This window comes from Paenibacillus sp. SEL1 (assembly GCF_054602535.1).
Window position 1 is genome coordinate 3,337,146 of the sequence record NZ_CM137723.1, and the last position, 21,109, is coordinate 3,358,254.

Sequence of the window (21,109 nt, forward strand, 5' to 3'; positions counted from 1 at the left end):
GAGAGGGTGGATCATATGATAAAAAAATGGTTATCCCATAGGTATACAGTCGTTTTATCTGGACTACTAGCGGTCGTAGCTATAGCGATGATTGCTTGGTTTATATACACGCCTTCAAGAAGCGCAGAATTGCAGACGGATAAAGTAGCGGCTGCCAGTCCAGTATGGAAGCTGGGTCAGAGGGATGACTCTTCAGCGGAATTCAAAGGTGTGGTCGGTAGGGATAATATCGATATTTCTACAGCAGCTGCCACTACCCAATCGTCTGCTAAAGGAGCACTGTCAGCGTTGTCGGTAGCAGAAGAGAGTACAACAGTTCCGGTATTGCTCAGCAGTGGAGATATTCCTCCCGGTTTGAATGCGTCCACGAACCCTGAACTGACACTTCAGTATAAGCTGAATCAGATACCTCCCAATGGTATGATATTCCGTGTTCGGATTTTGGATGCGGGCAAAGCAGTCCCGCAAATGGCTGTATTTTCAAATCATCAGCTGTCCGGTATTATTCAGATTGCCGGGGTATCCGGTACTGGGAGTGCTTATAATTTCAAAAACAACTACGAGTTATATATACCCAAAGAGCAATTGCAAAGCGGTGTTAACGTACTCAAGCTAAAGACAGCGCGCTGCCTATACTGCTCCTCTGCGGAAGATAAAAATGTGTGGTGGACTTGGGATGACTTGAGCTTGGAGACGTTAGCTTCACCTGCGGCCGAACCGGTACACGGTAAATATATACTGACCGGAACAAATGTGAACAATAAAGAATTTTATTATGATCAGGGTGCAGTTAAGCATTTACCATACGTTCTCAAGTGGCTGGGCATTGCTTATAGTGGCAACGTCATGAGGGTCACCTGTGCCAGTAATGTGGGCAAGGCATGTACAGACGTGGATGATTACTATCAAACGTTAAAGCAGTATAATATGCAATCGTCTGCTTTGTATTTATATACAGGTGATATTAAGCTGCAAAAAGATGGTTCTCTGCCAGAGACGGCCAAGCAAAAGTTGCGCGATTATGTAAAAAAATACGGTTCTTATCTTCAATATTATGAAGTAGATAACGAACCTGGATTATTTAATCGCTCCAAGGCGGTAAACCTGGCTGTGGCCAAGTGGTTGAATACAGAAGGCAAGCAATTGGCACCGCATCTCAAAACCGTAGCACCGGGCTGGGCCTACTGGCCAACGTACTCTACCAAGGCGTGCAAAAATCAAACCAGTGGTACGCAAAAATGCGGTGACCCAGATGGATGGGAACGGGACCCAGAGCAGCGTAAACAGCTGGAGGAAGTTACCGACCTGACCAATGGACACGCCTATGGTGAATCGTATAATGAAGAGGGCGGCGGCAGCTTCGTCCAAAATTTGAAAACCTTCGGCGGTTCCAGCAATGGACTGGCGAAGAAGATGCTGAACACGGAGTTCGGTACCAACGATACACATCGGGACAATCCCGATTACGGGGCTAGTCAGCCACAAGCGGCCGCATTCGACCGGATTATGCGTTCGCAAATCGGGTTTGCCGATATGTTTATCCAGCACGCTGCTTTTTATAAGGATTATACGCTGTTTAAAACAGGCTTCGATCTGCAAAGTCATAACCCGGCCAACACAGAAATTTATCCGTTCGGGCAAGGACAGGACACCCGCGTTAAGATCATGAGACGCTTGAGCTTAGCCTATGCCACCCATGGAAAACCTCTGACTTATACAGTGCTGAATCCAGAGGATACCAAGGATAAGATGGTGTATGTTCGTGCAGTGGATACGTCCAAGCTTAAACCGCTGGCAGGTAGCGGCGCTACTTCAGACAAATTGCTGGTGAATCTAGTGAATTTCGAAGCTACCCCGCAGACCGTTCGTGTACGGGTAACGATGCCGAAAGCCGGTTTGTACACGGGTGAACGTTTTGGAGCAGGTTCTACTTACAGTCAGGCACAGCGTTCCATATCAGGGCTCAAGGCTTCTCCTGCCCTTGATTTTGAAGAAAAGCTGGGTCCTGGTGAAGCGGTACAATATATTTTGGAATTAAAAAGTACAGATCAGACCGCAGCTTCAGCCCCAACAGGGGTGAAGGCTGCCTCTGTTCAGGATGGGGCGGTAAAGATTAATTGGCTTCAGGCAGAAGGCGTATCTTCCTATGATGTGCTGCGTGCTGACGGGACCGACGGGGCCTATCAGGTGATTGCCTCGCAAGTAGCGGGAAACACGTATACAGACCGCACAGTAAAAGCTGGAGGCCACTATGTCTACAAAGTCCGGGCGACCGGAGGCACTCAGGTTTCCCAGGCAGCCGAGGTCGCTTAATAACAGATCGGAATGTATATAGGACCTGAGTTAACGAATACCTAACATCATTTCGAAATAAAACAAAAAAGAACCTATCAGGAGAAAATAGGACCTGACAGGTTCTTTTTTGTTGGAAAATCGTTCTGATTTGCCAATACTTTACGTATAATGAAGAAAAAAATAAGAAAATCCTTTTATATTCTCGTCATAAGACGACAACATTGCAGGTATGTATTCATATATAATAGTTTTGTTCATGACTATACATACATGGTTTTGTAGGAAATCTCTTTCCGGTGACCAAGAATAATAAAGCGAGGTTAGTGCTGAATGAACAAGGAGACAGAATTAGGGGTGAACAACCCTCTTTTTCAAAACAACGCACGGAAAGTAGACAAAGCCGCTATCGACTTGGACATCCGGGACATTTTGCTCCAATGTGGGTTCACGATGCCAGAATGGCTAGAAAACGACGCTGAGGGAACCACATACCGGAAGGACAAGCGCGTGTAAAATCCAACGGCTGGTCTTACTTGAGCGAGACGTGAAGCAATCGGAAGCTTTCTTTATTCCATCATTCGTTCCATTCGGACAAATGCAATAAAACGTTTGGCTTCTTCCTCGGACAAGGTACGTCCGTCAATGGTCAGGTTGAAACGTTGCAGAATATCCTCGTCGGACAGTTCAAGCTGGTCCACAAATTCCCTCACTTCTGAATCCAGTATTGCCGCCGGATGGCTCGTACGTCCCACCAAGTAGTCAATCGTTACCCCGAAAATATCAGCGAGCTTGGTCAGGATCTCAAAATCTGGCTTGCGCCTATTTTTTTCATAGTGAGAAAGAGCTGCCCGCGTAATTCCGAGGGATTGCGCTAGTTCCTCTTGTTTTAATCCCTTATGTTCTCGTAATTCAGCGATGCGGGTGCCATAATTCATCTGTTTTTCCTCCTGAAGGCAAGGTTAAGAAAGGTAAAAAAGCAATTTTACGCTTGACAAGATACGTTTTGTATCATAAATTAGTTATGTAAGTTACATAACGTATCTTTATTTCATAGTTTTCACTTATGTCTTCGTTTATATACCCTAAGAGGCCACCGATTATTGAGCATTTTGTGCTTATTCGCTGGCTAGACCTTCTATGCGCTATTATACAACATTTTACTATAGATTAGAGGGTCATGCATCGTTCTTTTCCCCGTTATGCAGAGGATCAGTACAAGCGTTATTGCATCGAAAACAAGTCAATCAGGGAGGACTGGTCTTGTGCAGTTGAAAGAGTACATCCGTTTGATCCGTAAAAGAATGTGGTTGATTGGTAGCATCGTACTGCTGGTATGTACTGTAGTGGGCATAAAAAATGTATATTTTACCCCGCAGATTTATGAAGCTACCGCAAAGCTCATTATCAACCAGACGCCACGACCGGATCGTGCAGGTGTCGTCGATTACAGTGTAGTTCAAACGAATATAGCCTTAACGAACTCCTATAAGCAAATTATGATCTCCTCGGCGATTATGGATCAGGTGGTCGCCAGCTTCCCCGACCTTAAGGTCACTCCGTCAGCTTTGGCGCAAAAATTAAGAGTGAACACCGCAGGTGATTCACAGGTCATGGATGTAACAATCCGCGATTTATCGTATACGAAGGCTGTGAAAACCGTCAATGCGGTAGCCAAAGTATTCAAACGGCAAATTCCCTCTATCATGAAAATGGACAATGTCACTATCCTAAGCGAAGCCAGTCTGAATGATCCAGCAGTTCCCGTGAACAGTAATCCCGCTATACAGATATTTATTGCTTTTGTCACCTCTTTATTGTTGGGAATCGGTTTGGCATTTTTGCTGGAGGTACTGGATGATACATTTAAGAATGAAGAGGATATTGAAAAAGAACTCGGTCTGCCTACCTTATCCCTGATTACGAAAATGAAAAAAGAAGATAAACGCTCTGACAGCTCGACTACAACTCCTAAACAGGTAGGTGAAGGGCAATATGCCGCGATTAATCAATAATCAGCTCGTTACATCCCTACATGCTCAGTCTTCCGTTTCGGAGGAGTACCGCATGCTTCGCACTAACATCCAGTTTTCTTCTATAGACGAGCCGATTGAGGTTATGATGGTGGCGTCCGCTCAGGCGGGTGAAGGCAGAACGGTCACGATTAGCAATTTGGCTGTAACCTATGCGCAAGAGGGGAAAAAGGTGCTGATTATGGACATGGATCTGCGTCGTTCCTCTTTGCACCATATGTTTGGTTTGCGTAATCATACAGGGCTGACACGGGTGCTTGCCAATCAACAGGCATGGCAGGATGTGGTTCAGGAAACCGGGATTGACCATCTGCATGCAATTACAGCCGGGCCGAACCCGCCCAATCCGTCCGAGATGCTCAGTTCCCGCAGAATGAATGCTCTGCTGGTTGAGCTAAAAGAACATTATGACGTGATCTTAATGGATACGCCGCCGTTGCTGTCCTTTCCGGATGGCTTAATTATAAGCGCTATGTGTGACGGAGTCATTCTGGTGGTGCAGGCAGGGAAGGTCAAAAAGGATGTCGTCAAGAAAGCAAAAGCGAATTTGGAAAGAGTAAAGGCGCGCATTCTGGGTGTCGTACTTAATAATGTGAAGCGTTCGAATACCCGCGCCGAGAGAGGTATGGAGGAACGCAATCTGACATGAATAAAAAGGAGGAAAATGAGAGTATATAAAATTCTTTTAACAATGTATAAATGATAATTATCAATAAGGAGCGAGGTGATGAGACGTGTCTTCTTCCCGCTCGAACGAGGCCGAAGTGCTGGGCGCGTCAGTGGATGTATATTCGGTCGCTCATGGGCTTGAACGGCGGCAAGGATGGAACGTATACCCGTTCGTGAAGCGAAGCATGGATATTATATTGTCTTTCATTGGAATCATCGTGCTATGCCCGGTATTTCTGCTTGTCATTTTGCTGATTAAGCTGGAGGACCCAAAAGGCAGTGCATTATTTTATCAAGTACGTATTGGGAAAAATGAGCGTCCGTTTCGCATGATCAAATTTCGTTCCATGGTGTCTGATGCCGAAGCCAGATTGTCTGCACTGCTGGTGGAAAATGAAATTGAGGGTGCGATGTTCAAAATGCGGGACGATCCCCGAATTACCCGTGTGGGTCGCTTTCTTCGCAGAACGAGCATCGACGAGCTGCCACAACTGTTCAATGTACTGCGTGGGCAGATGAGTCTGGTAGGACCCAGACCCCCGTTGCCAAGAGAAGTCCATAATTACACAGTGAGGGATAAGCTGCGTCTGACGGTTACACCAGGCTGCACTGGTCTATGGCAGATCAGCGGTCGTAATCATCTAAGCTTTAACCAGATGGTAGAACTGGATTTGGAGTACATATCCAGACGCAGTTTCCGCACAGATATGATCATTATGCTGAAAACATTTCGTGTGCTGCTAGGCTCCAAGGATGCGTATTAAAGTCTTTCATTTTCACGAAGAAGGTAGGGGATAAGTATGGATCTTCATTCCAACATATATGTAGCAGGGCATAACGGACTGGTGGGTTCCGCTATTGTCCGAGCGCTTCAGAATGCGGGTTACCGTCATATTATTACTCGCACAAGCCGTGAACTGGATCTACGCAATAAAGAGGCCGTAGATCATTTTTTTGAAACAGAGCCTGTGGATTATGTATTTCTGGCAGCGGCCAAGGTTGGTGGGATTTTGGCGAATAACGAATATCCGGCTGATTTTATCCGTGACAATCTGCTTATACAAACGAATGTGATTGATGCGGCATACCGGGCGAATGTAGGCAAGCTGTTATTCCTCGGCTCTACCTGTATCTATCCTAAATTTGCTCCGCAGCCGTTGCGAGAAGAATATCTGCTTACGGGTGAACTGGAGCCTACTAATGAGGCCTATGCGATTGCTAAAATTGCCGGGATTAAAATGTGTCAGTCCTACAACCGTCAGTATGGAACTCGGTTTATTTCTGTGATGCCGACGAATTTATACGGTCCGGGCGACAATTTTGATCTCCAGACCTCTCATGTGCTACCTGCGCTCATCCGCAAGTTTCATGAAGCCAAGCTGAATCAATCTCCGACTGTAGAAGTATGGGGCTCTGGTACGCCGCGCCGAGAATTTCTTCATTCTGATGATCTGGCTGAAGCCTGTCTGTTCCTGATGAACAATTATGAAGGAAATGAAATTGTAAATATCGGCGTAGGTGAGGATATCTCCATTCGTGAGCTGGCTGAACGAGTGAAGAATGTAGTCGGCTATGAGGGAGAAATTACCTTTAACACCTCCGCTCCTGATGGAACGCCGCGTAAGTTGGTAGATGTATCCCGAATTTCCGGGCTGGGCTGGTCGGCGCGTATTTCACTAGAAGAGGGATTAAAGTCTGTGTATCAGGCATTTCAAGGCCTGGATCTGGTTGAACAATAAAAAAAACGGTGGGGGAATTGGAATGAAAAAAGCGCTGATCACAGGGATTACCGGACAAGACGGGTCCTATCTGGCTGAGTTGCTGCTGTCCAAGGATTATGAGGTGTACGGGGTGCGCAGACGAACCAGCACACCGAACTTTGAAAATGTAGCGCATATCCAGAATGACATCCATTGGCTTTCCGGTGATATGACCGATCTGGCTTCATTGATCGAAGCCGTCCGTCAGTCCGACCCAGATGAGGTCTACAACTTGGCTGCTCAATCCTTTGTAGCGGCCTCGTGGCCGCAGCCGTTGGCTACAGGGCAGATTACAGCGCTATCTGTCACCAATATGCTGGAGGCGGTTCGAATTGCCAAACCGGAAGCGCGCTTTTATCAGGCGTCAAGCAGCGAGATGTTCGGTAAGGTGCTGGAGACACCCCAGACAGAAACGACTCCGTTTTACCCACGTAGTCCCTACGGTGTAGCCAAAGTGTACGGCCATTGGATTACAGTGAACTATCGCGAAAGCTTTGATATGTTTGCTTGCTCTGGCATTCTGTTCAATCACGAATCGCCACGCCGAGGACTGGAATTTGTAACGCGTAAGGTGTCGGATGCGGTAGCTCGTATCAAGCTAGGGTTGCAGCAGGAGCTGCGCATGGGAAATTTGGATTCACTGCGAGACTGGGGTTTTGCAGGCGATTATGTAAAGGCGATGTGGCTGATGCTTCAGCAGGATCAACCGGATGATTACGTCATTTCCACGGGAGAAATGCATTCTGTACGTGAACTGCTGCAAATTGCCTTTTCCCATGTAGGTTTAAATTATGAGGATTACGTCGTGATCGATCCTCAATTTGTCCGTCCGGCAGAGGTGGATTTATTGCTCGGCGATTGTGCCAAGGCGAAAGAAAAGCTGGGCTGGCGATTGGAAGTAGGCTTCGAGCAGCTCATTCATATGATGGTAGATACAGACTTGGAGCGGGTAAAAAGGCAGGCTGCAGTTGAAGCTTCTGTCGTCGTGTAAGAGATGGAGAGGCCACCCGCCTGAGCGGGGGGCTCTTCGCTGTACATGATTGCAGCTGCATTGACAGAACAGCAGGTTATAAGGCTGTGCGCAAGGTCATTTTTTAAGATGGAGTAAAACCTATGACATTAGTCAAAAAACGCGCCAAACCGCGCAGAAGTTTGCTAGTGAATACATCCTGGCTGTTCGGTGACAAAATGATTCGCATGGTGTTTGGCCTGGCAGTCAGCATCATCATGGCGAGAGTGTTGGGACCAGAGGAACTGGGAAAGTGGAATTATGCGGAATCCTTTTTCGGCATGTTTCTGATTTTCACGACCCTTGGCTTTGATTCTATATTAGTACGCGATCTTGTCAAAGACCCTAAGGATGAGCATGAGCTATTGGGGACGGCGGTTCTGCTGAAATTGGTAGGTACTCTGATAGCCATTGTACTGTCCTATTCCTTCATTTCACTGCTCAGACCGGAAGATAGTTCAGTGCGGTTGATCAATCTGATCCTGGCTACGGCCTCGATATTTCAATTGTTTGATATCATCGACTACTGGTTTCGTGCGCAGATGCTGTCCAAATACACGGTCGTTGCCAAGAATACCGCTTTTGTTCTCGGCTCCACCCTCAAAATCATTCTTTTGTTGTCCGGTGTTCCGATATGGTTGGTGGCGTTGTGTGCTCATGGAGAGTTTCTGTTGGGAAGCCTGCTGCTGCTGTATTTCTTCCATAAGGAAGGACGACGTGTGAACCGATGGACGTTCCGCTTAACCACAGCTCGGCGAATCATGAATCACAGCTGGCCGCTTATATTGTCATCCTCTGCTGTATATGTACAGGCACGGATCGATCAAGTCATTATCGGTGAACTGCTGGGGAACGCTGCGGTCGGGCAATACTCCGTTGCACTCCGACTCATCGAAGTGCTGGGCTTCATTCCGGTCGTTCTGACGACGGCTTATGCTCCGGTGGTGACGCGTTCCAAGCAGAAAGGAAGTGACGAATACAGACAGACATTGTCCAAGGTGTATCGGCTGATGTTTATATGCTTTCTTGTGACCTCGGTACCTTTATTTTTTCTATCCCAATGGGTAGTGGTTGTGCTGTATGGGAGAGAATTTACCGAAGCAGGTTCGCTGTTGTCTCTGTTTGCGATTCGTCTGTTTTTCACTAACTTCAGTGTTGCTAAAAGCTTGTTTATTACCAATGAAAATTTGTTTAGATACACGCTGCTGACCTCGGTGGTAGGGGCGGTTACGAATATCGCTTTCAATTACGCGCTAATCCCTTTGCTTGGTGTCCGAGGGTCGTTAGTGGCGACGATCTTGTCCTTTACGATATCTGTATTTCTATTAGATTTGCTGTTTAAGGAAGTTAAATCTAATTTGGGTTGGATGATGAAGTCCATCCTGACCTTTTGGCGTGTTCAAATTACAGTACCGAAAGTTGGAGAGAACAATCATGATACCCATTAAACCGTTTGTTCGGCATGAGGAACAGTGCCCGCATTGTGGAGGTAAGGTACGTGGTGGAGAGGTGCTGTGGCAGGGAATCCATGTATGTGTCAGTACTGCGTGTGAGGGGTGCGGACGCGAATATCTCGAGGACATGAGGGTCGGTCATGCCACGTATTCACCTTATCGTGTAGAAATGCCTGACTATATTTTGACCGGTGATGCGAAGTCGAGAAAATGGCTCGGAGAGCCTTTGCGGCAATCGTTGATGAATCCTTCCTATGACTTAGCAGTCGGCATGACCGTGCATAAAATGAAAGCTTCTACACGTGTAATCATCGTCAACACTATGGATTATTTGTATGGTCATGCGTTGCTCAAGCTGCTCAATGTGCAACGCGAATACGAGCAATCCCCGGACCTGGGAATTATCGTCATTGTGCAAAAGTCGCTGGAGTGGATGGTGCCAGCATATGTGTCTGAAATTTGGACGGTTGATGTGCCATTCAGCAGGGCACGTAACTTTTATCCTGTACTACATCATCGGATGATTGAGGAACTGATGCGTTTTGATGAGGTGTATGTCAGCCCGGCATATTCACATCCCAATCAGTTTGATATTGAGCAGTTTACAGGTGTCTCCCGCTATGACGAGGGGCGTGAGTCGGAGCCGCGCATTACCTTCGTATGGAGGGAAGATCGCTTGTGGAGCGGCAGCCATCATATCGCAAGAGCGGTACAGAAATTTCCGCAGCTCAAACGTGGGCTAAAACCGCTAATTTATCATCAACGCAGTAAAATCATACGGCTGTTCCGTAGGCTAAAAGAAAGCTTCCCAGATCATCGTTTTACAGTTGCTGGACTTGGGCGTACCGGGAGCTTCCCGGCATGGATTTCTGATGAGCGTGTCACACGCTTCGACCGAGAAAGTGAGCTGCGGGTCTGCGAGGTATACGCAGCCAGCCAATTAGTAATCGGTATCCACGGCTCTAATATGCTACTGCCCTCTGCGCATGCCAGCATGACCATTGATTTGATGCCCAAGGACCGATGGGGGAATTACGCTCAGGATATTTTATTTCACGAAACGGATCATCGGCTTACAGCCTACAAATACCGCTTTGTGCCGATGGAATCGAGTGTGACTCTAGTGGCAGATATGGCAGCTGCCCAGCTCAAAGGGGCAGATCATTTTAATATGCAGATGACGGAGGAAAGGCAGCGTGAACATTCAAGTTGGAGGGGAAAGGCCGCTTCGGGGCGGGTTTGATCCTGGAGCAACTATTGTGGATGGAAGGCCGCTTCGGGACGGGTTTGATCTTCCGATCGCTGTTGACGTGGGATTCCTTTGTTTGAATAAAGCCCTACAGAGGGCGGAATCCCACGTCAAAGGCGAACGCTGACGCTTCTCCAGATTCAAATCCTTACCCTCCGCTACCCACCGCCGCCAAAAATAATTTCCCCCAGCCCCTAGAGTGGGGAAGGTAAGAGCCGCCTGGCGATAGCTTCGCCCTATCGCCGCGAACGCCGGGCATGCATGCCCGTATAGGGCACACTCAGCACAGTTCTCTGTCAAGGTGACAGCGTTTGGTGGATAGCAATCTTTTAGCAGGCGACAATCTAGTCATCGTTAAGATCTTGTGGTCAGCCTAGCGGTAGTATAGGCATGCTTGCTTGTGAGCGTGCCATAACCGTGCCAAGTTCACAAGCGTTTGACGAAGTCAACGCTCTGCATGCATCCGTGCTCGCGTATCCGCGCAGCGGGGGGCACTTCATGCCCAGCATTCCTTTTTTGAAATGGGGTGACTTTATGGACCCGGCGGTCAGTAGCGGAGCCGTCCATTTGAATCTGAAGAAGCGCTAGCGTTCGCCTTTGCAGTGGGATTCTTACCTCGGAATGTTTTATATATCCAGGAATCCCACTGCAACAGCGATCGGAAGATCAAATGGAACGCGCAGCGTTCTCTGAACCCTCCATGCTCCATAACTCACCCAATATGAAATGGCAGGAGCCCTGATGATGATTCAAAAAATATTGTATCTCCGCAATTTTGCCAGCAAAGTGAACGGGGACTCATACAATTTACAGGAAGTCGGTTTGGGCAAAGCACTCGTTCGAAAAGGCTATGATTGCGATATTGTTTACTACAACGATCGTAAAGAAACCCATCTGGAACAGGTCTACCGTCACGAAGGATGCACCTTGCGTATTATCTGGCTCCACGGGTTTAAGTTCTTAAGCAACAGCATCTACAGAGATGTTCTCAAAGATTCTTTTCTGGATGCCTATGGTCTGGTCATTACTACAGAATACAACCAGATCATGACCTATCTGCTTTCTCGCAAATGTCCTGATAAGCTGGCGTTGTATCACGGCCCATACCGAGATAACACGCACGCGCTGATCCGCAAACTGTACGATATTATGCTGCTTCCGAAGGTAGCAAAATCTCTACGCCGTACCTATGTCAAATCCGATCTTGCCAAGCGCTATTTGGAGAATAAAGGTTTTGACAACGTGGTTACGATTGGGGTCGGACTGGATCGCAGTAAAGTAGAGAGAGCATTCGATAGTGACACCAGTAACAACAGTGAAGACATAAGCGGAGAACGTGAGGAAAACCGTGAGGTCGCGAATGAGCTGCGTCGAATCGGAGATCGTCCGGTGCTACTGTATGTTGGTGTACTGGAGGAACGGAGAAATATACGTTTTATGCTGACTACGTTCAAAAGGGTACTCCAAAAGCATCCTAGCTGCCTTTTGTTAATGGTCGGGGATGGACGGAAGACGGACACAGACCGCTATTGGACATATGCTCATGAACTGGGAATAACGGACAGTATTATACATTTTTCAAGAGTGGAGCAACGTCATCTGTGGCAGGTTTACGGAGCGGCGGATGTGATGCTGTTTCCGACCCAATACGATATTTTTGGTATGGTGCTGCTGGAAAGCATGCTGTTTCGCGTCCCGATTATCTCTTCGGTAAACGGGGGCTCGGTTACCTTGCTTGAGGACGGAGTGAGCGGAGTGATGCTGAGAAGCTTTTCAGAAGAGGAATGGTCTGGTCGAATAGGCGATTTGCTGGATAATGCTGAGCTGAGACGAAGTATGGCGGAGAAGGCCTTTCTTACGGTCGAGCGTATGTCGTGGGATCGCATTGCGGATGAAATAGTAAGTCATCAAGGGATCAAACCTACGAGCTCGAACCACGCTATGCAATCAACGCAGGAAAGAGGGGCAACCACGTGAGCCAACAGGTCAGCAGACAGATGAGCCCTCCTGTGAGCAAGGTGCTGATCATCCATAATTTTTATCAGCAAAGCGGGGGAGAAGACAAGGTTGTCGAGCAAGAATCAGCTATGCTGCGTTCCAGAGGAATAGAGACAGAGCATTACTATGTGCACAACGACAGCATTCAAAGCAGAGGGCTAGCGAACATGGCAAAGCTGGCGGTAGAGGCGGCATGGTCCCTGCCGGAATTCAAAAGAATCAAGAAGCTGCTTTTACAGGTGAAGCCAGATGTGGTACATGTGCATAATTTTTTCCCGGTTATATCCCCTTCGGTCTATCATGCTTGTGAACGGCTGGGGATTCCGGTTGTCCAGACACTGCATAATTACAGGCTGATTTGTCCGGCGGCAACCTTTATGCGAGGGAATAAGGTTTGTGAAAAATGTCTGCACGGCACGCTGCTGCATTCCATCCGTCATGGATGCTATCGAGGTTCACAGCTTCAGACGATTCCGGTAGCGGCGATGATTAAGTTCAACGATCTGATCGGCACATGGCAGCACAAGGTAAGTCGCTATATTGCGCTGACAGAATTTGCACGGGACAAATTTGCCGAAAGCGGTATTCCACTGGATCGTATCGCGGTAAAGCCAAATTTTGTCCATCATAAAACAGTGAAAACCCAGTATGACCCGAATGATCGTTATTTATTGTTCGTGGGGCGGATTTCAGCTGAAAAAGGGGTTCGCAATCTGCTGCAAGCTTGGTCACAGTTGGAAGATCGGGGGGGATTGAGACTGGTCATCATTGGGGATGGTCCGGAAAAGGCTGAATTGACCGCTGCTTATCCGCAGGAAGATGTTCGGTTTCTCGGTAAGCAGGATGGAGACACGGTACTGGATTGCATGAGCCGGGCCATGTATGTCATGGTGCCTTCCATTTGGTATGAAGGATTTCCCATGACTATTGTAGAGTCTTTTTCTGTTGGAACTCCGGTATTATGCAGCCGGCTGGGTGCACTGGAGGAAGTCGTGGAGGACGGGGTGACGGGTTTCCATTTTCAACATGATGATTTGGAAAATATAAAGACTGTGATTCGCTGTGCAGTAGCTTATGAAAACTATGCAGCTATGAGACAGAAGGTGTTGGAAAACTACGCTGCACGCTATACGGAAGAAGTGAATGTGAAGCAGCTGATGGCGATATATAGCGAGGCGATGGAGGAGCGTGATTATGAAGCAGCTGCCCCAATATAGAGTCGGAAGGATTGCGGATGCAGATATTGCAGCACTTACGTTTCAGGAGACGGTACACATGCTGGAACAATGGGCAGTCGAACGAAAGGACGGCTATGTTTGTATTTGCAACACGCATTCCATTGTCACAGCCGGGAATCATTCCGAGTTCCACGAAGCGCTCACTCAAGCCGATTTGTGTACTCCCGATGGTATGCCGTTGGTATGGGCGCTTAAGCTGTACGGATTTGAGCGTCAGGATCGGGTAGATGGTCCCAGTCTGATGCTCAAGTTGTGCGAACGTGCGCCACAGACGAAGGTAAGTATATATTTTTACGGCAGTACGCCGGATACGCTGGATAGCTTAAAAGAAAGAGTAGAACAGGATTACCCTGGAATCCGCATCGCGGGCAGCTTTTCACCACCATTTCGTGAGCTTCACCCAGATGAGGAGGAGCGGATCATTGATGAAATCAATGCGTCCGGCGCGCATATCATATTCGTCAGCTTAGGCTGCCCGAAGCAGGAAATATGGATGCATCGAAACAAAGACCGCATTCATGGCGTGATGATTGGAGTAGGGGCGGCCTTTGACTATATCACTGGAAAGGTTCGTAGACCGCCACTAGCGATACAAAAGCTGGGGCTGGAGTGGCTGTATCGTCTGATCTGCGAACCGAAGCGATTATGGAAGAGGTATGCCTATAACAATCCGATGTATGTATACCGTTTTCTAAAATCTTATCGGCAAAACAAACGGCTTACGCTTTATCATAATCGGCTTGCAGGAAGAGATATAGAGAAGTGAAGTCGGTAAAAGCGGATGCAATAAGACAGCATGTAAAAGGGGGAGTTGCTTTGAAGTTATGTGTAATTGGTGCAGGGTATGTCGGGCTAGTGTCGGGGGTCTGTTTTGCCGCACTTGGGAATACCGTCGTCTGCGTAGATCAGAATGAGGACAAAATTCATCAGCTGCGTGCAGGTGGGGTGCCGATTTATGAACCGGGATTAAAGGCTCTTATTAAAGATAATGTAGAACAAGGCCGACTAAGCTTTACAACAGATACGGCTGCTTCGGTGGAGGCAGCCGAAATTGTTATTTTGGCGGTCGGCACGCCTTCACTGCCAGGCGGAGAAGCGAACCTGTCCTATATTGAAGAAGCCGCCTGCGAGGTGGCAGACGCCATGAATGGCTACAAAGTAATTGTCACCAAAAGCACGGTGCCTGTCGGAACGAACGAACGTATTCAAAATTGGATTGCGAGCCGCACAAATTATCCGTTTGGTGTGGCTTCGGTTCCTGAATTTTTACGCGAAGGCTCAGCAGTCATAGACACCCTACAGCCAGATCGAATCATCATCGGAGCTTCCGATCCGCATGTGTCCGCTGTGCTGACTACTCTGCACGAGCCGCTGACGACAAATATCGTAACCACGGATATCCGTTCGGCGGAGATGATCAAGTACGCGTCGAATGCTTTTTTGGCGACCAAAATTTCGTTTATTAATGAGATTGCAAATATTTGCGAAAAGGTGGGCGCAGACGTTACACGCGTGGCACACGGTATGGGACTGGATCAGCGGATCGGTTCCTCCTTTTTGTCTGCTGGTATCGGCTATGGGGGTTCCTGTTTTCCCAAGGATACACAAGCTCTGATCCAAATTGCAGGTAACGTGGACTATGAATTCAAGCTGCTGAAATCTGTGGTGGAAGTGAATCAGGGGCAACGTTTTAACGTGATTCGTAAACTGAAAGAGGCGCTGGGTGATCTGGAGGGAGCTACAATTGGTATATGGGGACTGGCCTTTAAACCGAATACAGATGACGTAAGAGATGCCCCGGCGCTGGATATCATGCAGTCGCTGCTGGAGGCAGGGGCGCAAATTCGTGCATATGACCCGATCGCGACGGCTAACTTCCGCAAACTGCTGGACAGCTCGGAAGTAACGTGGGCAGATAGCGCACGAGAAGCGGCAGAGGGATGTGACGCACTGTGTCTATTGACGGAATGGGAAGAATTTGGTGATATCGGGTTGGGTGAACTGAATGAGCTTATGAAGTATCCAATTATGATTGACGGACGCAATGTGTACAGCGAGGAGCAAATCAGACAATCCGCCTTTGCATACTATTCTGTCGGCAGGCCACAGATGAACAATCTGGATGTAGATCGTCATCAGTCTGTAGTGAATCCGTAAAGGGGAGGCTGCGTATGAAACGATGGCTGAAGGTGACATTGGGGGCTGCGGCGTTATTGCTCGTAGGGGCTACTGCCTACACCGCTTATGTGTATCATTCCTTTAAAACAGCGGCGAATGCGATGTATCATCCGCGCAGCATCGTGCAGCCTGGGGCGGTTTCTACCTTTGCAACGGGCGGAGCAGGGCGATCTGTAGGTACAGACATTGGATCAAGTACACCCAATCCGGCAGCCATCTCCCAGTTCAAGCCGTTCACCGTGCTGGTGCTGGGCGTAGATCGGCGGCCTCACGATCCGGGACGATCGGATACGATGATCGTCTTGTCTGTTAACCCTGCCGAAGGCTCTATGTTGATGTTCAACATTCCGCGTGATACGCGAACAGAGCTGATCGGCAGGGGACGTGAGGACAAAATCAATCATGCTTTTGCTTTTGGGGGCGTGGATATGTCGATTCGTACGGTTGAGCACTTTTTGAACCATCCGATAGATTACTATGTGCAGATGAACATGGAAGGATTTGCGAAAATGGTGGACCTTATGGGGGGAGTGGAGGTTCATAATCCACTTGATTTTCAATATGAGGGCTATCATTTTGCGCAGGGTAATTTGAACTTGAACGGGGCTGAGGCGTTGGCCTACGCTCGTATGCGATTCGATGATCCACGTGGGGATCTCGGAAGAAATGCCCGCCAGCGGGAGCTCCTCAAGCAAATTCTGGCCCAGTCCATCAGCAAGGAAGGGCTGTTGAGGGTAAAGCCGATACTGGAGGCAGCGGGGGAGCAGATTCGCACAGACATTACCTTTGACGATATGACCACTTTCCTGACCCGGATCGGTCCGTCCCTCAAGCAGATGGATACCGTTGAACTGAAGGGACAGGGGCGTAAAATCAACGGTGTATATTATTACATTGTGGAGGAGCAGGAACGCCAGCGTCTCCATGGAGTGCTGGAGAAGCACATGCTTACCACGGCCATATCGCCTTAGGTAAGCTTTATGTAGACGGGTGCCCTATTTGGGAGGTCACCCGTAATTTTCTTCTAAAGACTTCTAAACAAGGCTTGTCCCACATACATCTGTAGAGAATTCGGTATAGTCGAACAGAGGGAGGGGCAGTGTGTGCTGTTTAGAAGGAGAGCGGCTTCGGCGTTCGTCCGTAAGCTATTATATTTTGCCATCATATGTGGATTGTTATGGCTGCTGTGGTTGGGTCTGCGTGGGGTGATGTCTACAGGCGAGGGCGATCAAGCGGTAGAAGCACTGAACGAGTTCTACACTATGGAGCAATCGGGAAATTTCGGAGGATCATGGGAGTTTTTTCATTCGCAAATGAAAAAGAAATTCGAGAAATCTACGTATGTACAGCAGCGTGCGCACGTTTTTATGCAGGATATGGGGACGGATACGTTCACGTTTGAACTGGGGGAGCCGCAGGCTGAATATGACATTCGTACCGATCCGAATGGAGAGGAGTTAGGGAAGGTTTACCGTATTACGGTCACTCAGCATTACAAGACCCGATTCGGTAATTTTGATATCGTACAGCCTTGTTATGTGACACAGGAAGATGAGAAATGGCGGGTGCTTTGGATATACAAGGACAAGGAATAGAGGCTGCGTGGTGTTTCTAAAAGGTTAAATATGGTACAATACTTCCAAAACCGGAAATGTAAAGTAAAATGGATAACAGCTTCACTCCGGATGGAAGGAGTTTCATAGTATGCAGCAAGCGACAGGACAGGTTCCCGTCATACGTATGGAGGGTGTGAGTAAAATCATTTCCTCAAAAGCGATCGTGGATGATCTGACGCTGGAGGTTCCGGCGGGACAGGTATTTGGTTTCCTCGGACCCAATGGTGCGGGAAAAACGACTACCATCCGTATGATGGTTGGCCTGATTTCGATCAGCAAGGGCGATATTCATATTTGTGGAGACAGCATTAATACCGATTTTGAAAAGGCCGTTTCCCATGTCGGCGCAATTGTTGAGAACCCGGAGATGTACAAGTTTTTGACAGGCTATCAAAATTTGCAGCATTTTGCGCGAATGTCTCCTGGGGTGACCCAAGAGCGCGTGGATGAAGCGATTCGTTTGGTGGGACTCGGAAACCGAATTCATGACAAAGTAAAAACCTACTCGCTCGGGATGCGGCAGCGACTTGGGGTAGCTCAGGCAATTTTGCATCGACCGAAGCTGCTCGTGCTGGACGAGCCGACCAATGGCTTGGACCCGCAGGGTATTCGAGAACTGCGGGATTATTTGCGTCAATTGACCCGTACGGAAGGAATTACCGTGTTCGTATCAAGCCATTTGTTGTCTGAGATGGAGCTGATGTGCGACCGTGTAGCCATTATTCAGAGCGGACGGCTGGTTGATATCAAGCAGCTGAAGAATACAGGGGAGGAAGTGCAGACGGCAGAAATTGCTTTTGAGGTAAATGATGCCGAGCAAGCTTATGCGCTTGCTGGAGCAGGGCGCGTCGAAGGCAATCAACTGCTGCTTCACTTGGAGCGGGAACAGATCGCAGAGATGAACAGCCTGCTGGCTGCAAACGGAGTTAAAGTATATGCGATTCGCCCGGTTGCCCGTACGCTGGAAGATCAATTTTTGGAAGTGACGGGAGGCGGGTTCATTGGCTGATTTCTTCAAGCTGGTACATAACGAAAATCTGAAAATTTACCTGCGTGTGCGCACATGGATTATGCTGGGTCTGCTGGCGGTCATCACGGCTGCGATTCCGATGCTGATTTCCCTGGTTTCCGATCAGGTCAGTGTGTGGGATGGAATTGCGTTGACGACGTTGTTTACATTTTTCCTCAATACGACGTTTACGGTCATTGTAGCCGCTGATTCGGTGGCTGGTGAATTTACTTGGGGAACGATTAAGTTGTTGCTCATCCGACCTTGGACTCGCAGCAAAATATTGTTGTCCAAGTATATATCCGTGATTTTGTTCAGTTTGCTCGGAACGATCATTTTGATCTTGATGGTTACGCTGTCCTCATGGCTGATGTTATCCAAAGATGCACCAGCGGGTTCTGTTCCGCTGTTCAGTGATCCGATATCTTATGTAACGCTGAACTTCTTGTATAGCTATATCGCCTTATTCGTGACGATGGCCTTTGCATTTATGCTATCCGCAGTTTTCCGTTCCAGTGCCTTGGCGATTGGGCTGTCGTTGTTCATGATGTTCACCAAAACAGTCTATAACTCTATTGGCTTGTTCAGCACAGATCGTTATGAATGGACTAAATACGTACTATTTACACATATGGATCTGAAAAAATATTTAGATATGCCGCCGGGAACAGTAAGTTCTAGTCTAACCTTTTCGCTCACCGTGCTGGCCGCCTATTATGTGATTTTTATCGCCATTGCCTGGGTGGTTTTCGTAAGACGGGATGTTTCGACCTAAATGGAAGTGCCATAGAGTAACACAAAGGACGTTCAAATGCCTAGCATTTGGACGTCCTTTTATTATTTCAGGAATTTGCAAAATTCTCATTTAACACTATTTTATCCTGTATCTATGTCATTTTTGCTACACATTCTGAGTGTAGGGGTATATTGTAATCTATTTTCAGCAACAATCAATCAATAGGGTCATTTTGCGTTTAAAGAGGTAGAGAGAACAGAACAGAGGGGGGCCGCATGATATGCTGCAAAATAATCGTTTTTTTCGTCTGACTACTGGTATTGTCATGCTATTACTCATCATTTACTTGGGCACCAAAGTAAGCTTTATATTCAGTCCTCTCGTATCTTTGGTCAGCTTGCTGGTTGTACCGTTGATGCTATCTTTTTTCCTCTATTATTTATTGAGGCCGATTGTAGATGTAATGGAACGTAGAAAAATCAAACGATCTATCTCCATCTTGCTGATTTATTTGGTCATTGGAGTGTTATTGTTTGTTTTCTCATGGGGTGTGTGGCCTACGCTGCGTGATCAGGTAACCAATTTATTTGAAAATGCGCCGAAGCTCATTAAAAGTCTGGTTGATCAATTGAGCCAATGGCGGCATAATCAATCCTTGAGACAAGTGCTGCCTCCGGGTGAAGACCCGCTGTCACAACTGTCAGATACGTTGAACGAAGCTTTTTCGACACTGTCTGATTACTCGGTAAAGCTGGTATCGTTCGTATCCTACTTTTTTATCGTATTGGCTACTTTTCCCATATTGCTCTATTACATGCTGAAGGAAGGAAGCAAGTTTGGCCCTAAAATGCTAAACTTCTTTCCTAAAAAATATCACAAAGACGCGTTGGAGGTCATGGAAGATATCGATAGCGCGCTCAGCAGCTTTATCGTGAGTCGGGTGCTGATCAATGTCGCGTTGGGTGTGATGATGTTCCTTGGATTTTTAATTATAGGTTTGCCTTATGCCTTGCTGCTCGCCGTTATTTCGATTTTTCTTAATTTTATTCCCTATGTGGGGGCAGTGGCTGCTTCTATACCTGTAGTTATTATTGGATTTCTCGAATCACCTTCGATGGCGCTCTGGTCGCTGGTCGTGGTGATTGCTGCACAGCAAATTCAGGATAATTGGCTGTCACCTATAGTTTTTGGCAAGCAGCTGGATATTCATCCGTTGACAGTCGTTATTTTACTGTTGGTTGGTGGCGACCTGCTCGGGATTCTGGGCATCATTTTGGTGATTCCATTGTATATGTGCGGAAAAATTGTCATACGTAAGGTGTACCAATTATTTTTGGAACGCAGAGTGGAGGATATTATGGAATGAATGGAGTGTATACTGATTTTATCCTGCTTCGGATTGCAGATCGGCTTGGCTGTCCTCCCTGTTTTTGCTGAAACTAGATTGGGTTTCGTCGTTTGACTCATCCGTAGAAGTTGACAACTCTACATCCTTTGTTCGGTTCATTTGACTTGTGCCGTCCAGTACACCGCCTTCAGATATGACCAATGCAGCGGTCGCCGTATTTCCGTACAGTTCACCTGTCGGCGTAATGGTCAGTCGTCCTTCTGTAGTAATGCTGCCGAACACCTTACCGGCAAGAATGACGTCTTGTGCGATGATGTCCGAACGTACCACAGCAGATTCTCCAATAACGACAGTACGAGTGCTGCGGATATCGCCCTGAAAATGACCGTCAATCCGAATATTGGCCTCTGCCTCAACTGTACCTTCAAAGCTGGTGCCATTAGCGAGCAGTGTATCCATAGCTGGGGCGGAGAGCTTTTTTTTGGATTCCTTGAACATGATGGTTTTCCCCCAATCTTTT

At 47.6% G+C, this 21,109-nt stretch carries 20 protein-coding genes; 18 read left to right on the forward strand and 2 right to left on the reverse strand.

Features of this window, described 5'->3' with window-relative positions; genetic code table 11:
- Window positions 1-15 precede the first annotated feature (15 nt).
- Both ACYCSE_RS15145 and ACYCSE_RS15150 read left to right on the forward strand, forming a co-directional pair.
- Entirely contained in the window at window positions 16-2,313 is a 2,298-nt protein-coding gene (locus ACYCSE_RS15145; RefSeq protein WP_459698609.1) for a hypothetical protein, read from the forward strand.
- A 312-nt stretch (window positions 2,314-2,625) separates the two neighbouring features.
- A complete protein-coding gene (locus tag ACYCSE_RS15150) occupies window positions 2,626-2,808 on the forward strand; it encodes a hypothetical protein (protein ID WP_322159462.1) in 183 nt (60 codons plus the stop codon).
- Window positions 2,809-2,861: 53 nt separating this feature from the next.
- On the opposite strand, the gene ACYCSE_RS15155 is transcribed toward ACYCSE_RS15150, so the two are convergent.
- Window positions 2,862-3,230 (reverse strand): helix-turn-helix domain-containing protein, encoded by a 369-nt coding sequence (locus tag ACYCSE_RS15155; RefSeq protein WP_250267670.1) that lies wholly within the window; start codon window positions 3,228-3,230, stop codon window positions 2,862-2,864.
- Window positions 3,231-3,557: 327 nt separating this feature from the next.
- Between ACYCSE_RS15155 and ACYCSE_RS15160 the strand changes: the two genes are divergently transcribed.
- From ACYCSE_RS15160 to ACYCSE_RS15235, 16 genes are all read left to right on the forward strand, one after another.
- Window positions 3,558-4,307: a YveK family protein gene (locus ACYCSE_RS15160; protein WP_039269541.1), complete on the forward strand. Its 750-nt coding sequence runs from the start codon at window positions 3,558-3,560 to the stop codon at window positions 4,305-4,307.
- Window positions 4,288-4,974 (forward strand): CpsD/CapB family tyrosine-protein kinase, encoded by a 687-nt coding sequence (locus ACYCSE_RS15165; RefSeq protein ID WP_061830270.1) that lies wholly within the window; start codon window positions 4,288-4,290, stop codon window positions 4,972-4,974. Before ACYCSE_RS15160 ends, ACYCSE_RS15165 begins: the two co-directional genes overlap by 20 nt.
- An 85-nt stretch (window positions 4,975-5,059) precedes the next feature.
- Complete coding sequence (locus tag ACYCSE_RS15170; protein WP_039269544.1) at window positions 5,060-5,758, forward strand: sugar transferase; 699 nt, start codon at window positions 5,060-5,062, stop codon at window positions 5,756-5,758.
- A 36-nt stretch (window positions 5,759-5,794) separates the two neighbouring features.
- A complete protein-coding gene (gene fcl, locus ACYCSE_RS15175) occupies window positions 5,795-6,733 on the forward strand; it encodes a GDP-L-fucose synthase (RefSeq protein ID WP_459698613.1) in 939 nt (312 codons plus the stop codon).
- A gap of 22 nt (window positions 6,734-6,755) precedes the next feature.
- Entirely contained in the window at window positions 6,756-7,745 is a 990-nt protein-coding gene (gene gmd / locus ACYCSE_RS15180; RefSeq protein ID WP_013309172.1) for a GDP-mannose 4,6-dehydratase, read from the forward strand.
- A 122-nt stretch (window positions 7,746-7,867) separates the two neighbouring features.
- Window positions 7,868-9,211, forward strand: a complete 1,344-nt coding sequence (locus ACYCSE_RS15185; RefSeq protein WP_414126339.1) for a flippase — start codon at window positions 7,868-7,870, stop codon at window positions 9,209-9,211.
- The gene (locus ACYCSE_RS15190) at window positions 9,198-10,460 is read left to right on the forward strand and encodes a hypothetical protein (RefSeq protein WP_061830266.1); all 1,263 of its coding nucleotides are present in this window, start codon (window positions 9,198-9,200) and stop codon (window positions 10,458-10,460) included. The genes ACYCSE_RS15185 and ACYCSE_RS15190 overlap by 14 nt, the downstream gene beginning before the upstream one ends.
- Window positions 10,461-11,210: 750 nt before the next feature.
- Window positions 11,211-12,443 carry a glycosyltransferase family 4 protein gene (locus tag ACYCSE_RS15195; protein WP_446674565.1) on the forward strand — a complete coding sequence of 411 codons (1,233 nt, stop codon included), beginning with the start codon at window positions 11,211-11,213 and terminating at the stop codon, window positions 12,441-12,443.
- Window positions 12,440-13,681: a glycosyltransferase family 4 protein gene (locus tag ACYCSE_RS15200; RefSeq protein WP_459698616.1), complete on the forward strand. Its 1,242-nt coding sequence runs from the start codon at window positions 12,440-12,442 to the stop codon at window positions 13,679-13,681. The genes ACYCSE_RS15195 and ACYCSE_RS15200 overlap by 4 nt, the downstream gene beginning before the upstream one ends.
- Window positions 13,659-14,468: a WecB/TagA/CpsF family glycosyltransferase gene (locus ACYCSE_RS15205; RefSeq protein ID WP_028543099.1), complete on the forward strand. Its 810-nt coding sequence runs from the start codon at window positions 13,659-13,661 to the stop codon at window positions 14,466-14,468. The genes ACYCSE_RS15200 and ACYCSE_RS15205 overlap by 23 nt, the downstream gene beginning before the upstream one ends.
- 50 nt (window positions 14,469-14,518) lie before the next feature.
- Window positions 14,519-15,859, forward strand: coding sequence for a UDP-glucose dehydrogenase family protein (locus ACYCSE_RS15210; protein WP_069292087.1), 1,341 nt, complete (start codon window positions 14,519-14,521; stop codon window positions 15,857-15,859).
- 14 nt (window positions 15,860-15,873) lie between these two features.
- Window positions 15,874-16,851: an LCP family glycopolymer transferase gene (locus tag ACYCSE_RS15215; protein ID WP_459698618.1), complete on the forward strand. Its 978-nt coding sequence runs from the start codon at window positions 15,874-15,876 to the stop codon at window positions 16,849-16,851.
- A 132-nt stretch (window positions 16,852-16,983) separates the two neighbouring features.
- A complete protein-coding gene (locus ACYCSE_RS15220) occupies window positions 16,984-17,475 on the forward strand; it encodes a hypothetical protein (protein ID WP_061830260.1) in 492 nt (163 codons plus the stop codon).
- A 109-nt stretch (window positions 17,476-17,584) separates the two neighbouring features.
- Complete coding sequence (locus ACYCSE_RS15225; RefSeq protein WP_250259088.1) at window positions 17,585-18,505, forward strand: ABC transporter ATP-binding protein; 921 nt, start codon at window positions 17,585-17,587, stop codon at window positions 18,503-18,505.
- The gene (locus tag ACYCSE_RS15230) at window positions 18,498-19,280 is read left to right on the forward strand and encodes an ABC transporter permease (RefSeq protein ID WP_459698620.1); all 783 of its coding nucleotides are present in this window, start codon (window positions 18,498-18,500) and stop codon (window positions 19,278-19,280) included. Before ACYCSE_RS15225 ends, ACYCSE_RS15230 begins: the two co-directional genes overlap by 8 nt.
- Before the next feature lie 241 nt (window positions 19,281-19,521).
- Window positions 19,522-20,607: an AI-2E family transporter gene (locus ACYCSE_RS15235; RefSeq protein ID WP_061830257.1), complete on the forward strand. Its 1,086-nt coding sequence runs from the start codon at window positions 19,522-19,524 to the stop codon at window positions 20,605-20,607.
- Window positions 20,608-20,625: 18 nt separating this feature from the next.
- On the opposite strand, the gene ACYCSE_RS15240 is transcribed toward ACYCSE_RS15235, so the two are convergent.
- Window positions 20,626-21,087: a bactofilin family protein gene (locus ACYCSE_RS15240; protein ID WP_061830256.1), complete on the reverse strand. Its 462-nt coding sequence runs from the start codon at window positions 21,085-21,087 to the stop codon at window positions 20,626-20,628.
- Window positions 21,088-21,109 lie beyond the last annotated feature (22 nt).

Excerpts from the sequence above, each read along its gene's own strand:
- ACYCSE_RS15185 (WP_414126339.1), top strand. The coding sequence starts at position 7,868 with ATGACATTAGTCAAAAAACGCGCCAAACCGCGCAGAAGTTTGCTAGTG.
- ACYCSE_RS15215 (WP_459698618.1), top strand. The coding sequence starts at position 15,874 with ATGAAACGATGGCTGAAGGTGACATTGGGGGCTGCGGCGTTATTGCTC.
- ACYCSE_RS15190 (WP_061830266.1), top strand. The coding sequence starts at position 9,198 with ATGATACCCATTAAACCGTTTGTTCGGCATGAGGAACAGTGCCCGCAT.
- ACYCSE_RS15155 (WP_250267670.1), bottom strand. The coding sequence starts at position 3,230 with ATGAATTATGGCACCCGCATCGCTGAATTACGAGAACATAAGGGATTA.
- ACYCSE_RS15240 (WP_061830256.1), bottom strand. The coding sequence starts at position 21,087 with ATGTTCAAGGAATCCAAAAAAAAGCTCTCCGCCCCAGCTATGGATACA.
- ACYCSE_RS15225 (WP_250259088.1), top strand. The coding sequence starts at position 17,585 with ATGCAGCAAGCGACAGGACAGGTTCCCGTCATACGTATGGAGGGTGTG.
- ACYCSE_RS15205 (WP_028543099.1), top strand. The coding sequence starts at position 13,659 with ATGAAGCAGCTGCCCCAATATAGAGTCGGAAGGATTGCGGATGCAGAT.
- ACYCSE_RS15150 (WP_322159462.1), top strand. The coding sequence starts at position 2,626 with ATGAACAAGGAGACAGAATTAGGGGTGAACAACCCTCTTTTTCAAAAC.
- gmd (WP_013309172.1), top strand. The coding sequence starts at position 6,756 with ATGAAAAAAGCGCTGATCACAGGGATTACCGGACAAGACGGGTCCTAT.
- ACYCSE_RS15195 (WP_446674565.1), top strand. The coding sequence starts at position 11,211 with ATGATTCAAAAAATATTGTATCTCCGCAATTTTGCCAGCAAAGTGAAC.
- ACYCSE_RS15235 (WP_061830257.1), top strand. The coding sequence starts at position 19,522 with ATGCTGCAAAATAATCGTTTTTTTCGTCTGACTACTGGTATTGTCATG.
- ACYCSE_RS15165 (WP_061830270.1), top strand. The coding sequence starts at position 4,288 with ATGCCGCGATTAATCAATAATCAGCTCGTTACATCCCTACATGCTCAG.
- ACYCSE_RS15145 (WP_459698609.1), top strand. The coding sequence starts at position 16 with ATGATAAAAAAATGGTTATCCCATAGGTATACAGTCGTTTTATCTGGA.
- fcl (WP_459698613.1), top strand. The coding sequence starts at position 5,795 with ATGGATCTTCATTCCAACATATATGTAGCAGGGCATAACGGACTGGTG.